Origin of the sequence: Paenibacillus sp. DRB1-1, from assembly GCF_052119485.1 — a bacterium.
GTDB lineage: Bacteria > Bacillota > Bacilli > Paenibacillales > Paenibacillaceae > Paenibacillus > Paenibacillus polymyxa_B.
Genome location: NZ_JBODQH010000001.1, coordinates 258,863 through 271,556, shown reverse-complemented (window position 1 = coordinate 271,556; position 12,694 = coordinate 258,863). Strand labels below are relative to the sequence as shown.

Below are 12,694 nucleotides of genomic sequence, written 5' to 3'. Positions count from 1 at the left end.
CAAAGTAAATGTGACAATTGCAAAAAGTCCCAAGGAATGCCTTGGAGGAACCAACGGGGAGGTGAACAGTATGATGACTGCGATCTGGTTCGTTCTCGTTGCTGTAGCCGCGTTATTCTTTGGGTTCGGGATTGGTTATTTTATTCGCAAATCTATTGCAGAAGCTAAGATCTCCAGTGCGGAAGAAGCTGCCGCGCAAATCGTGGAGAACGCGAAAAAAGAGGCAGAAGCGCTGAAGAAGGAAACGGTATTGGAAGCGAAAGATGAGATCCACCGCATTCGTGCCGAAGCTGAAAAAGAAACTCGTGAGCGTCGCAATGAAATTCAACGACAGGAACGAAGATTGCTGCAAAAAGAAGAATCGCTGGATAAAAAATTGGAATCGCTGGAACGCAAAGAAGAACAAGTGGCCAACAAAGAGAAACGAATCGATGAAACCCAGCAGCAAATTGATTTGATTTACAAGAGTCAAGTAACTGAGTTGGAACGTATTTCCAATCTGACGATGGAGGATGCAAGAAGTATTATTCTGACCAACGTAGAGCAGGAAGTTCGTCATGAAACAGCTCAGATGATTAAAGAAATTGAACAGCAGGCCAAAGAAGAAGCGGACAAAAAGTCTCGTGAAATCATCACACTGGCCATCCAACGCTGTGCGGCAGATCATGTAGCAGAAACGACGGTTTCTGTTGTCACATTGCCGAACGAAGAAATGAAAGGCCGGATCATCGGGCGCGAAGGCCGTAATATCCGTGCACTTGAAACCCTTACAGGAATTGACCTCATTATTGATGATACGCCGGAAGCTGTTATTTTGTCCGGATTTGATCCGATTCGTAGAGAGATTGCGCGTACTGCGCTTGAAAAGCTCGTAGCGGACGGACGGATACATCCCGCTCGTATTGAAGAGATGGTGGAAAAATCCCGTAAAGAGGTGGACGAACGAATCCGTGAGTATGGTGAACAGGCCACCTTTGAGGTGGGCGTGCATAGCTTGCATCCGGATTTGATCAAGATCTTGGGACGTCTCAAGTTCCGTACGAGTTACGGACAGAACGTATTGAAGCACTCGATGGAAGTTGCATACTTGACAGGTCTAATGGCCGGGGAACTGGGCGAAGACGTTGTACTGGCAAGACGGGCAGGATTGCTGCATGACATCGGGAAGGCGCTGGATCATGAAGTGGAAGGATCGCACGTTGAAATTGGCGTGGAGCTGGCGAAGAAGTACAAGGAACACCCGGTCGTCATCAATAGCATTGCTTCACATCACGGCGACTGCGAAGCGACTTCAGTGATCGCCATGCTGGTTGGGGCGGCAGATGCCCTGTCAGCAGCAAGACCGGGAGCGCGGCGTGAAACGCTAGAGACGTACATCCGTCGTCTTGAGAAGCTGGAACGCATCTCCGAATCTTTTGAAGGCGTTGAAAAATCATACGCGATTCAAGCCGGACGCGAAGTTCGTGTCATGGTACAGCCAGAGAAAATTGATGATGCGGAAGCATTCCGACTGGCCCGCGATATTACGAAAACGATTGAAAATGAACTGGACTATCCGGGACATATCAAGGTTACCGTCATACGCGAGACCCGTGCGGTAGAATACGCAAAATAAAAGCATTTCAATGAAAAGTGGCCGCTGCTTGTAGGGCCACTTTTCATTATGTAAGGCAGACTAGGGAGGGCTTTCTATCAACGTATTATTTATTGGAGACATCGTCGGCAGTGTAGGCAGAAAGGCACTGAGGGAGAATCTCCCTTCGCTAAAATCAAAATACAACCCGCATGTTATTATTGTGAACGGAGAAAATGCGGCATCGGGAAGAGGAATTACCCCAGCCATCGCCAGAGAGTTTTTTGATTGGGGCGTTCATGGGATTACGATGGGAAATCATACTTGGGACAATAAGGAAATATTTGATTTTATAGATGATGAGCCGCGGATCATCCGCCCGGCTAACTTTCCACCAGGAACACCGGGCCGGGGTTATACCGTTGTAAAGGGTGGAGGTAAGGAGCTGGCTATTGTTAATCTGCAAGGTAGAACCTTTTTGCCAGCTATTGACGATCCATTTCGTGCAGCAGATGAAATTGTCGATGAGCTGCGTAAAAAACATAAACATATCCTAGTTGATTTCCACGCCGAAGCAACCTCGGAAAAAATCGCTATGGGTTGGCATTTGGATGGACGTGCTTCAATCGTGGTAGGTACGCACACACATGTACAGAGCAATGATGATACGATTTTGCCACAAGGAACTGCGTATCAAACAGATGCGGGAATGGTAGGTCCTTATGAGGGAGTGCTTGGGATGCAGAAAGAGGCTGTGTTACAGAAATTCCAGACCCAGCTTCCGGTACGTTTTCAAGTGGACATGGGCAAATGGCATTTTCATGCCATCAGCGTAGAGCTGAATGATAATGATGGAAAAGCCCGCAAAATTCAGAAAATCAGACTCAAAGAAGATGAATGGCGGATGGATTAACCTTTTTGTGAGCACTTAAGGAAAGAATAAGGAAAACTGTCACCAAAAAGCAGGAATTTTTTGCTGACCCTCGAATAACATCTAATAGTGGAATCAAACCATCATCATTCCCAGGGGAGGTACTTACTATGGATGTATTAAAAGTATCAGCAAAATCCAATCCCAATTCAGTTGCAGGCGCACTCGCAGGAGTACTGCGTGAACGCGGAAATGCAGAATTACAGGCGATTGGAGCGGGTGCACTAAACCAAGCCATTAAAGCGGTAGCCATTGCCCGGGGATTTGTCGCACCAAGCGGAGTGGATTTGATTTGTATTCCTGCTTTTACAGACATTGTTATTGATGGAGAAGATCGGACTGCGATCAAATTGATTGTAGAGCCAAGATAATAAATGTAAGTTGCTTGAGCCTGTTTACGATTTGTAAACGGGCTTTTTTGCTTTGTGAGTCTGTTACTATGATTTTTAAAATAAATTTGTGGTGCTTCAATCTCTAGATGGAGGTAAAGTGCATGAATGAAAAGCTAAAAGTGAATTGGCCAGTTGTTGACTTTCATTGTGATGTGTTATGTAAAATGCAGCTCGATGCGCAGATCGATTTCAGTCATCCATCGCTTGATGTGACAAAAGAACGTTTGCTAGAAGGTAACGTGCGGTTGCAAACATTTGCTATATATATTTCTCAGGTATTGGGCACGCCAAGATTTGAGCATGTGATTCGTCAAATTGAGTTGTTCAGGCAGCGTGTTACCTCTATCTCAGGTGGGTTGAGACCATTGCTGTGGAAGGAAGACTTGGTAATGTGTAAAAATACGTCCGCAGTGCATCAGGAGGAGCGAGTAAAGCAGGCAGGAAAAGAGAAGCGCATGGAAAAGATAACGTATGTGGGTGGTAGTGGGACGGATCATACATGGGCACCTTGGGCTTTGCTCTCACTGGAGGGGGTAGATGCGCTGGAAGGGAACCCATTTTATGCAGAATTGTGCTATGCTATGGGAATACGATTGATTGGGCTGACGTGGAATTATGCGAACTGGGCAGCTGACGGCATTATGGAACATAGAGGTGGCGGGCTGACTAGCAAGGGGCGCGATTTGGTCAATCGCTGTAATGATCTGGGACTGCTGCTAGATGTATCGCATTTGTCCGTACAGGGCTTCTGGGAGGTGCTAGAGGAGGCAGCTCTACCACCCATCGCCTCGCATTCGAATGCCTTTGCGAGATGTGCTCATCCTCGAAATCTACGGGATGAACAGATTCGTGCACTGATCGCTCGTAACGGACGGATTGGTTTGACCTTCGTCACAATGTTTCTCAAAGAGCAGGGCATGGTAACTGCTGAGGATCTGCTACCACACATTGAGCATATTTGTTCATTAGGCGGCGAAAGGCATTTGATGTTTGGCTCTGATTTTGACGGTATCGAGCACCATGTGCAAGGGCTGGAGCACTCGGGGAAATATCCGATTTTTGCAGAACTGCTGCTGAAGCATTACCCTGAGGAGTTGGTCAAGGGATGGCTGGGAGGACATGCGCTGGAATACTTGCAAACGAATCTGCCTTCCAAAATTTCTTCTTAAATAGCTATTTATAGAGGGAATTTTTAGCTGCGAACACTCTTGACAAAGCGAGAAGGATTACGAAATAATTGGAGCATCTTAGAATTGCATGGTGCTAAAATAACATTTGCAGAAATACGGCAGACGTTGGAGCGAGACTGACGGGTCACCATGCTGCACCGCCATATCAGAGGGGGCTCCATTACATAATGTTGATAAAAAAGGTTACCTGGCTTGAGCTCTTTTATGACTTGTTGTTCGTAGCTGCTGTCTCCAAGGCCACTCATGTTTTGCTACATGTTGAGCATGGTAGTATCTCATGGGAACATATGGAAAAGTTTATTATGATTTTTATCCCAATATGGTGGGCTTGGGTGGGGCAAACGGTCTACAACAATCGTTTTGGGCAAGACAGTATAACACATCGAATTTTTATGATCCTGCAATTGTTTTTCGTGTTGATCATGACCGCCAGCCTGAATATAGATTTTGATGCGTATTATGTATCTTTTTTTGTTGGCTATATTGGGTTAAGAAGTTTGACTGTCGTTCAATATTTACTTTCGGCACCCAAAGAAACGGCTCATAAACAGGAAACAGCTCGTTTTTTCGGAATTTATTTTTGGATTGGAATAGTCATCTCTAGTTTCTCCCTCTTCTTTGATTCTTGGATTCGATATTTGATTTTATATATCGGTATAGCTATTGATATCCTCGTTCCTTTGATTGGCCGTAAAAAGTTGGTGATCACACCTATCCATACGGAGCATCTTTTAGAACGCTTTGCACAGTTCACCTTAATTTTGCTTGGCGAATCTGTGATAAGTATGCTTTCTGTTTTACAATCCGATCATTTTACAGTTTCTTCCGTTATATTTGCTGCTTTGGCTTTTGTGTTAGTCATCGCAATCTGGTGGCAATACTTTGAGAATATGGAGAAGCGCGTAGATAAGTCAAAACAATCAGCAGGACAGACTATTATTTATGGACATTTGTTTATTTATCTCTCCCTTAGCATGCTAGCTGCTTCAATACAGCTCTTGTTTTTGGGACAAGTAGACTATATCTTTGTGCTTTGCTTTACCTTTGCTTCTGTTTTTATTTACTTTTTGTCGGTTTTGCTGGTATTTCATCAGTACCGATTAAGTCATCTTAAACCTCGTCTCAGAGTCATTTTTTTCTTAACTGGAATACTCTGTGTCCTGTTTATCCTTAATATATTTATTGTCGTTCCCCCTCATCTCATCGTAGCTGAAATCATGCTTTTCTTTCTCTTGTTCGCTAAAACGACGGTTTGATCCGATTTCTATGGACGATATTTAACGCTGATTGGGGCGAAAAAGGGAACTTTATACGCTCTCCTTTTCTTTCTTGGCAAAATAGGAGTATAATAGCATGGATGTGTAAAGTATTGTATAGAGAAAAAGGAGTGACCACACGATGAGTAAAATCGTACCTGTCGGCGTTTCAGCCCGTCATATTCACCTGACTCAAGAGCATATTGAAATTTTGTTCGGAGCAGGCTATCAATTAACTGAATTTAAACCTTTGTCCCAACCAGGACAATTTGCCGCAAATGAAACGGTAGCTGTAATTGGTTCTAAGGGCCAATTTGATAAGGTTCGCATTTTGGGACCTGCTCGTCCTGCATCCCAATTGGAAATCTCTCGCACTGATTCCTTTGCTATTGGTGTAAAAGCACCTGTACGCGAATCTGGTAGCATTGATGGTACACCAGGAATCACGGTAAAAGGACCAGCTGGTGAAGTGGAACTGCAAGAAGGCGTGATTGTAGCAGCCCGCCATATTCATTTCCATACATCTGATGCAGCTAAATGGGACATTAAGGACAAGCAGTTGCTGAAAGTACGTGTCGGCGGCGAACGTGGCCTTGTATTTGAAAATGTTCTTGCACGTGTGTCCGATTCTTTTGCTTTGGATATGCACATTGATACAGATGAAGCGAACGGAGCCGGTGTGAAAAACGGTGACAACGCTGAAATCGTAGACTAATATACACGTATTTAAATGCCGGAAGGCTTGAAGAGTCCGATTCTTGCAAAAGAATCGGGCTTTTTACATACTCTATAGTTCACAAATACTTCACTTATGTACAAAAAGAACATGAGTTCAAATTGCACTCAATGGTTCTGCGGCTGATCTATGGCGATGGCCTATAAATCATGCTATAATTTAGTGTAATGCCTTTTTTAAAGGTTTTTAGAACTTAAAATAAATTTACCCATGCCCAAAGATACAGTAAAATCACAAATTAGCTCGTGAAATAGATGGTGTAAGGAGTGACTAAGGAATGGAAAAGAAAACAAAAGATTACTCCAAATATTTTGATTTCTCGGATGCGAAGATTATTTCTGAAGATGAGCATAGCAAAAAGATCCGTATTCGCGGACGTGAAATCAACATTATGGCGGAGCCGAACCATAGAAAAGAAAAGCAACGCGGTAAAGAGGATGTACAGGTATTATATGATAACGCAGTCCCGGATGAGCTAAAGCATATCGGTAAGGGAAAGCATTATGTCGTATACACATTCGGTTGCCAAATGAACGAGCATGATTCCGAAACCATAAAAGGCTTGCTGGAGCAAATGGGCTACCAGGCAACCGAGGATCGGAAGGAAGCAGACATCATTTTACTGAACACTTGTGCTATCCGTGAAAATGCGGAGGATAAAGTGTTTGGGGAGCTGGGTCACCTCAAGCATCTCAAAACAGAAAAGCCAGGACTGCTGCTCGGCGTGTGTGGCTGCATGTCACAAGAAGAGAATGTCGTTAACCGGATTATGCAAAAACACGGTTTTGTCGATATGATTTTTGGTACCCATAATATTCATCGTCTGCCTCAGCTCGTCAAGGAAGCACTCTTTAGCAAAGAAATGGTGGTCGAAGTGTGGTCTAAGGAAGGCGACATTATCGAAAACTTGCCGAAGAAGCGCGAGGGTATGCGGGCTTGGGTGAACATTATGTACGGTTGTGATAAATTTTGCACCTATTGCATTGTTCCTTTTACACGTGGTAAGGAAAGAAGCCGTCGTCCAGAGGATGTTATTGCTGAAGTACGGGATTTGGCACGTCAAGGCTTTAAAGAAATCACCTTACTGGGGCAGAATGTTAACGCTTATGGCAAGGATTTGAAAGATTTGAATTACAGATTCGGGGATCTGATGGATGATATGCGCAAAATCAATATCCCGCGTGTACGTTTTACGACATCACATCCACGTGATTTTGATGACCATTTGGTTGAAGTGCTTGGTAAGGGTGGCAATTTGGTGGAGCATATCCATCTGCCTGTTCAATCCGGTAATACGGATATATTGAAGAAAATGAACCGAAAATATACCCGTGAGCGTGTTCTGGAACTGGCCGCGAAGATTAAAGCAGCTGTTCCGCATGCTTCTCTGACAACAGATATCATCGTAGGTTTCCCGGGCGAAACAGACGAGCAGTTTGAAGATACTCTATCCCTGGTGCGCGAGGTCGGCTATGACTTTGCCTACACATTTATTTATTCACCACGTGAAGGTACACCAGCTGCTTCGATGGAAGATAATGTGCCTATGTCGGTCAAAAAAGAGCGTCTCCGGCGTCTGAACATTGCTGTGAACCAAAACAGCCTTCGCTTTAATAGTCGATTGCGTGGCGAAGTGGTTGAAGTGCTGGTGGAAGGCGAGAGCAAAAATGACAGCAAAGTGCTTGCCGGTCGGACCCGTTCCAATAAGCTTGTACATTTTGAGGGTTCTAAGGACCTGATTGGTTCCTTTGTTCAAGTGAAAATTACGGAACCTATGACCTTTTACATCAAAGGTGATCTGGTTGAAACGGCTGTAGCAGTTAACGGATAAAAGAATATTCTAGCGGGTTGCATGCGGTCTGAGTAAAGGGCTGTGTGCAAGGCCGTCTAAGTGAGAAAAGGAGCGATGGACAATGACAGAGGAGCGGTTGCAACAAACAGAACTTCAATCGGCGGCGCGCCAGCATGATCATTTGGTCAATCGCGAAATGATATTGGCAAAAGCCAAAGAATTGGCAGGTATTTTGGGTAGCAGTGAGGAAGTACAGGTATTCCGAAAAGCAGAAGAAAAGATTCAGGATCATGGGCGCATCCAGCAACTGATTGCAACGATGAAAAAGAAGCAAAAGGAAATTGTAGCATTTGAATCCTTGAAGAATCAAAAAATGATTGCCAAAATAGAGGCCGAACTTCAGGAGCTACAGGAAGAGCTTGACGGTATTCCAATTGTAACGGAGTTTCAGCAGAGTCAGGTGGAAATTAATGAGTTACTGCAAATGGTGATTATGGCGATCCGTGATACCGTTGCTGAGAAGGTAAACGTAGAAGAGGGAAAAAGCACTTCCTCGTCGAATTGCAGTGATTAGAATGAAATCTATGGTGTGGAGGCGTAGCTTCCACGCCTTTTTTTCGAAAGCATTTTGCCGTCGTATATGGTTATAGGACATCAAGAGAAATGGGACAACATAGAAGGGATGGAAGCAAGGGAATGGATAAGTTGGGTAAGATGCTAGAGGGAGAGAATAATACTTTTTGGGAGTATTTAGGGTGTGAACTGGTTGCAGCTGATGCAAACGAGGTACAGATCGCTTTGGAGGCCAAACAAGAGCATACCAATGTGATGGGTATTGTCCATGGGGGTGTACTTACTTCATTGATGGATCAGGCGATGGGGATGGTCAGTATGGCTTCACGAAATATGGATCCATGTGTAACGACGAACCTGAATGTTCATTTCTTGTCAGCCATGAGGCAAGGACGACTGGAGGTTAGGGCGCGAATTCTCCATCAGGGAGGTCGCACGATAACCACTGAGGCGGAAGTAAGAGATAGTGAAGGCACACTTGGTTCTACATCTACAGCAACCTTCCGAGTATTACGTACACAAGCAAGTGATTCAGGCAAGGCCTGACACTTGACAAAAATTTTTATTATGTCATAATGAATTTATCAAAACGATATAATATGGTGATGCCAATGGATAGCAATCGTATAAACGAAGAGGCGCAAAAGGCGTCGTACAACATTAAGAAATACCGTACCCCGGATGGAGCTCCGGCGGATATCGTTATGTTTACCTTAACGAAGCGGGAGCGCAAGACGGTAACAAAGACATTGCCGATTCGGGAGCTGAAAGTCATGCTCATCAAGCGCCGCAGTTGGCCTTTTGCAGGACGCTGGGCGTTGCCTGGAGGGTTTTGTCAGGAAGATGAATCCATGTATGGAGCTGCCAAGCGGGAGCTGTTAGAGGAAACGGGTGTGGACGGCGGGCATCTGGAGTATTTGGGTGTATATAGTGGACCGGGACGTGATCCGCGCGGGTGGATCATATCGCATGCGTTTTTTGCGCTGGTAGAAGAATGGATGTTGGAACAGCGTCAGGCGGCCGATGATGCTTCCGAGGTCGGGCTATTCACGATCCGCGAAGCGTTGGAGGAATTGGAGCTGGCATTCGATCACCGGGATATCATAGTAGATGCTTATCGCAAAATTCAGTTGCAGATGCTTCAGACGACGATAGCCAAGCAGTTTTTACCGCTACATTTTACACTGGGTGAATTATATCAGGTGATTCAGAGTGTCGTACCAGATTTCGAAGAGCCAAACTTTATTCGCAAAATAACATCGACTCGTAGCAGGCAGGGAATACTGGAAGAGGTGCGTGATGAGAACGGCAAACCGCTCAGTTCCAACCAGTATTCACAAAGACCGGCACAGTTGTACCGTTTTAGTGACAGAGTACCGCGTTTATCTATCTACACGTAACGTCTAATGTAATAGGTTACGCATAGAACGTACAATTTCACTTTGAGGATAAGGAGCTGACCGTACGATGCAGGCACTAATTGTTATTGATTACACGAAAGATTTTGTGGACGGTAGTTTGCCTGTAGGACAACCTGCGATTGAGTTGGATGAACGGATCGCAGCAATTACGCAGGCATATGTGGATCAAGGGGACTTTGTTGTCATGGCTGTGGATTTGCATGAGGAGAACGACCTTTATCATCCGGAGAGCAAACTGTTTCCTCCACATAATATACGTGGAACCAACGGACGACATTTGTATGGCAAGCTTCGTAGCCTCTATGAACAACAAAGTGATCTTATCTATTGGTTGGATAAAACACGGTACAGTGCTTTTGCAGGCACAGATCTGGAGCTCAGGCTGCGTGAACGTGGTGTTCTGGAAGTCCATCTGATTGGTGTGTGTACAGATATATGTGTGCTGCATACGGCTGTAGATGCTTATAACAAAGGTTTTGCTATTACTGTATACAAGGACGCTGTGGCGAGCTTTAATCAAGCTGGACATGATTGGGCTTTGGGTCATTTTGAGGGAAGTCTTGGAGCTGCGGTACGGTCGGCTGAGGATACGGTTTTACGCCAGAAGAAGTAAAATAACTTAACGATTGTGCACCAATGTCCGATAACAAAATGGAGCCGGATATTGCTGAATCTGGGCAGATGAGGCGGTCGCCGCCACAAACCTGGGGACAGTCAGAGAGGATGATTACGATGCAGTCAACGAGCCTCGCATTACATACAGATAAATATCAGATTAATATGATGTACGCCCATTGGGTGAACGGAAGTCACCAGCGTAAAGCTGTGTTCGAGGCGTATTTTCGTAAGCTCCCTTTCGGTAATGGATACGCCGTGTTCGCTGGTCTGGAACGCATTGTGAATTACATTGCAAATTTGCGGTTTACAGAAGAGGACATTCGCTACCTGTCTGAACAGGAGGAGAAGTACGATCCCATGTTCATGGAGGCGCTTCGCCAGTTTAAGTTTGGTGGAACGGTCCATTCGATGAAAGAAGGGGCACTTGTTTTTCCAAACGAGCCTCTGGTACGTGTCGAAGGAACGATTATGGAAACGCAGCTTGTTGAGACGGCATTGCTGAATTTTATGAACTATCAGACACTCATTGCGACAAAGGCATCGCGCATCAAGCAGGTGGCAAGTGACGATACACTGCTCGAATTTGGAACACGGCGTGCGCAGGAAGCTGACGCAGCGATTTGGGGAGCACGGGCAGCTTATGTTGCAGGTTTTGACGCGACTTCTAATATGCTGGCAGGCGAGCACTTTGGAATCCCGACGAAGGGGACACATGCCCATTCATGGGTGCAGACCTTTATGACGGAGCAGGAGGCGTTTGACGTGTATGCGAAGGTTTTACCAGACCAGGTTACACTGTTGGTAGACACCTTTGACACGCTGGAAAGCGGTGTTCCTCATGCGATTCGGACAGCAAAAATGCTGGAGAGTCAGGGCAAGCGTATGAATGCAATCCGTCTGGATAGCGGTGACTTGGCTTATCTATCCATTCAGGCGCGGGAAATGCTCGATGCTGAAGGCTTAGATTACGTACAAATTGTAGCTTCCAATGATTTGGATGAAAATACGATTTTTAACCTGAAAGCACAAGGGGCACGTATTGATGTATGGGGTGTAGGAACACAGCTTATTACGGCTTCAGATCAACCTTCGCTTGGCGGGGTGTACAAGCTGGTTGAGCGTGAAGTGGATGGCGAAATGTTGCCGACGATTAAGATCTCGGGTAATCCAGAAAAAGTATCCACACCAGGCAAGAAGGATGTATATCGCATTGTGGATAAGAAGAAAGGGAGAGCTGTAGCCGATTATATTTCTTTCCCGGATGAAGAGCGTCCGCGTAATGGTAAGCGCCTGAAGCTGTTTAACCCTTTGCATCCGTATATGAAGAAGTATGTAGAAAATTATGAAGCTGTACCAATGCTTGAGCCTATTTTTATAAATGGACAGAAGGTATATGAGCTTCCTGAACTGGATGAAATTCGTGCCTACCATACTTCACAGTTGAAACTGTTTTGGCCAGAATATTTGCGGAAGCTGAACCCTGAAATTTATCGTGTAAATCTGAGCGAGAAGGTATGGGAGCTGAAGCAAAAGCTGATCGACAGCTATATGCAGCCCGAAGTTGAAGAAAAAGAATAGTTGGAAGAGGCACCTCATAATGTATGGGGTGCCTTTTTGTGTCGCGGCATGTAGGAAATAGGAGCTTATTTATAAATTTCTCTCATCACATGTCGTAGCTCAGGGACAATAATGCGTTCCATTGCCAAACGAACGGCTCCACGTGAGCCAGGCATCGAAAATACGGCTGTCTGGCCCACAGTGCCAGCCACAGCCCGGCTTAATATAGCTGCTGAACCAATGTCCTCGGCAAAGCTTAAATAGCGGAAGATTTCCCCAAAACCAGGTAATTCCTTATCCAGTAAAGAGGAGACGGCTTCATATGTAGTATCACGTGGAGAAATACCGGTACCGCCTGTCAAAAGTACAGCCTCGAGGTCATCCTGTGCGGCTGCTTCGGATACCAACTGCTGAATACCTTCGTAGTCGTCCTTGACAATGACATATCGAACAACCTTATATCCATTGGTTTCCAGTAGATCCATGAGCAGTCGCCCCCCAGTATCTGTTTCCACGGTGCGTGTGTCCGAGACAGTTACGACCATGCAATTAACCTGTTGCGGGGATTCCTGTCGGTGCTCCTCTACAGAAGACATATTCATTGAAATGCTCACTCCTTGATCGGTGGTTAGACATACACTTTTTACAATAGAGT

Annotated in this window: 13 protein-coding genes; 12 read left to right on the top strand and 1 reads right to left on the bottom strand. The window is 45.2% G+C overall.

The window, feature by feature from the left end; genetic code table 11:
- The first annotated feature begins 70 nt into the window (after nt 1-70).
- The 12 genes from rny to ACQW03_RS01090 all read left to right on the top strand — a co-directional run bounded on the left by rny (nt 71) and on the right by ACQW03_RS01090 (nt 12,060).
- On the top strand, nt 71-1,615 hold the full coding sequence (rny, locus tag ACQW03_RS01145) for a ribonuclease Y (RefSeq protein WP_013309958.1): 1,545 nt from the start codon (nt 71-73) through the stop codon (nt 1,613-1,615).
- A 76-nt stretch (nt 1,616-1,691) separates the two neighbouring features.
- A complete protein-coding gene (locus tag ACQW03_RS01140; RefSeq protein ID WP_013309959.1) occupies nt 1,692-2,486 on the top strand; it encodes a TIGR00282 family metallophosphoesterase in 795 nt (264 codons plus the stop codon).
- 128 nt (nt 2,487-2,614) lie between these two features.
- On the top strand, nt 2,615-2,875 hold the full coding sequence (locus ACQW03_RS01135) for a stage V sporulation protein S (protein ID WP_007430104.1): 261 nt from the start codon (nt 2,615-2,617) through the stop codon (nt 2,873-2,875).
- A 122-nt stretch (nt 2,876-2,997) separates the two neighbouring features.
- Nucleotides 2,998-4,065 carry a dipeptidase gene (locus ACQW03_RS01130; protein WP_441947903.1) on the top strand — a complete coding sequence of 356 codons (1,068 nt, stop codon included), beginning with the start codon at nt 2,998-3,000 and terminating at the stop codon, nt 4,063-4,065.
- Between the two features lie 188 nt (nt 4,066-4,253).
- On the top strand, nt 4,254-5,342 hold the full coding sequence (locus ACQW03_RS01125; protein ID WP_441947901.1) for a low temperature requirement protein A: 1,089 nt from the start codon (nt 4,254-4,256) through the stop codon (nt 5,340-5,342).
- Between the two features lie 142 nt (nt 5,343-5,484).
- The gene (gene pduL, locus ACQW03_RS01120; protein ID WP_013309962.1) at nt 5,485-6,057 is read left to right on the top strand and encodes a phosphate propanoyltransferase; all 573 of its coding nucleotides are present in this window, start codon (nt 5,485-5,487) and stop codon (nt 6,055-6,057) included.
- A 298-nt stretch (nt 6,058-6,355) separates the two neighbouring features.
- Nucleotides 6,356-7,909, top strand: a complete 1,554-nt coding sequence (gene miaB, locus ACQW03_RS01115) for a tRNA (N6-isopentenyl adenosine(37)-C2)-methylthiotransferase MiaB (RefSeq protein WP_220031154.1) — start codon at nt 6,356-6,358, stop codon at nt 7,907-7,909.
- Between the two features lie 82 nt (nt 7,910-7,991).
- The gene (locus ACQW03_RS01110; RefSeq protein ID WP_023988245.1) at nt 7,992-8,444 is read left to right on the top strand and encodes a RicAFT regulatory complex protein RicA family protein; all 453 of its coding nucleotides are present in this window, start codon (nt 7,992-7,994) and stop codon (nt 8,442-8,444) included.
- A gap of 122 nt (nt 8,445-8,566) precedes the next feature.
- Nucleotides 8,567-8,989 carry a PaaI family thioesterase gene (locus ACQW03_RS01105; RefSeq protein ID WP_071640561.1) on the top strand — a complete coding sequence of 141 codons (423 nt, stop codon included), beginning with the start codon at nt 8,567-8,569 and terminating at the stop codon, nt 8,987-8,989.
- Between the two features lie 65 nt (nt 8,990-9,054).
- Nucleotides 9,055-9,843 (top strand): NUDIX domain-containing protein, encoded by a 789-nt coding sequence (locus ACQW03_RS01100; protein ID WP_023988247.1) that lies wholly within the window; start codon nt 9,055-9,057, stop codon nt 9,841-9,843.
- A 67-nt stretch (nt 9,844-9,910) separates the two neighbouring features.
- A complete protein-coding gene (locus ACQW03_RS01095) occupies nt 9,911-10,477 on the top strand; it encodes a cysteine hydrolase family protein (RefSeq protein WP_023988248.1) in 567 nt (188 codons plus the stop codon).
- A gap of 119 nt (nt 10,478-10,596) precedes the next feature.
- Nucleotides 10,597-12,060, top strand: coding sequence for a nicotinate phosphoribosyltransferase (locus ACQW03_RS01090; RefSeq protein WP_023988249.1), 1,464 nt, complete (start codon nt 10,597-10,599; stop codon nt 12,058-12,060).
- A 65-nt stretch (nt 12,061-12,125) separates the two neighbouring features.
- Here ACQW03_RS01090 and ACQW03_RS01085 read toward each other — a convergent pair whose 3' ends face one another.
- Nucleotides 12,126-12,641 (bottom strand): MogA/MoaB family molybdenum cofactor biosynthesis protein, encoded by a 516-nt coding sequence (locus ACQW03_RS01085; RefSeq protein ID WP_441947897.1) that lies wholly within the window; start codon nt 12,639-12,641, stop codon nt 12,126-12,128.
- Nucleotides 12,642-12,694: the final 53 nt, after the last annotated feature.

Coding starts and splice junctions, on each gene's coding strand:
- rny (WP_013309958.1), top strand. CDS start 71: ATGATGACTGCGATCTGGTTCGTTCTCGTTGCTGTAGCCGCGTTATTC.
- ACQW03_RS01135 (WP_007430104.1), top strand. CDS start 2,615: ATGGATGTATTAAAAGTATCAGCAAAATCCAATCCCAATTCAGTTGCA.
- ACQW03_RS01130 (WP_441947903.1), top strand. CDS start 2,998: ATGAATGAAAAGCTAAAAGTGAATTGGCCAGTTGTTGACTTTCATTGT.
- ACQW03_RS01125 (WP_441947901.1), top strand. CDS start 4,254: ATGTTGATAAAAAAGGTTACCTGGCTTGAGCTCTTTTATGACTTGTTG.
- pduL (WP_013309962.1), top strand. CDS start 5,485: ATGAGTAAAATCGTACCTGTCGGCGTTTCAGCCCGTCATATTCACCTG.
- miaB (WP_220031154.1), top strand. CDS start 6,356: ATGGAAAAGAAAACAAAAGATTACTCCAAATATTTTGATTTCTCGGAT.
- ACQW03_RS01110 (WP_023988245.1), top strand. CDS start 7,992: ATGACAGAGGAGCGGTTGCAACAAACAGAACTTCAATCGGCGGCGCGC.
- ACQW03_RS01105 (WP_071640561.1), top strand. CDS start 8,567: ATGGATAAGTTGGGTAAGATGCTAGAGGGAGAGAATAATACTTTTTGG.
- ACQW03_RS01100 (WP_023988247.1), top strand. CDS start 9,055: ATGGATAGCAATCGTATAAACGAAGAGGCGCAAAAGGCGTCGTACAAC.
- ACQW03_RS01095 (WP_023988248.1), top strand. CDS start 9,911: ATGCAGGCACTAATTGTTATTGATTACACGAAAGATTTTGTGGACGGT.
- ACQW03_RS01090 (WP_023988249.1), top strand. CDS start 10,597: ATGCAGTCAACGAGCCTCGCATTACATACAGATAAATATCAGATTAAT.
- ACQW03_RS01085 (WP_441947897.1), bottom strand. CDS start 12,641: ATGAATATGTCTTCTGTAGAGGAGCACCGACAGGAATCCCCGCAACAG.